At 64.7% G+C, this 255-nt stretch carries 1 pseudogene; it reads left to right on the top strand.

The window, feature by feature from the left end:
• Positions 1 to 81 precede the first annotated feature (81 nt).
• A pseudogene (locus tag SB725_RS32495) lies at positions 82 to 255 on the top strand (paraquat-inducible membrane protein A); the annotation flags it as partial.

Genomic DNA, 255 nt, shown 5'->3' with positions numbered 1-255 from the left:
GGCGATGCTCACGGTGCTGATCATCCTGATTTCCGGCAAGGACATCCGCTACCTCTGGGATGACCTGGAGGGCCGCTACTGATGAGCGCTCCGCCCTACGCCCGGGACCACCAATTGATGCTGTGCCACACCTGTGGCCAGGTCTGCCAGGCGTCCGAGCATCAATGCCCGCGCTGCGATGCGCCGGTGCATGCGCGCAAGCCCAACAGCCTGGCGCGCACCTGGGCCTTTCTCCTGGCCAGCCTGATCTTCTAC

Origin of the sequence: Pseudomonas sp. SIMBA_041 (assembly GCF_046535095.1) — a bacterium.
In the GTDB taxonomy this organism is placed as follows: domain Bacteria; phylum Pseudomonadota; class Gammaproteobacteria; order Pseudomonadales; family Pseudomonadaceae; genus Aquipseudomonas; species Aquipseudomonas mucoides.
Note: the sequence above shows the minus strand (reverse complement) of the source record. Positions and strands in the feature narration are given on the sequence as shown.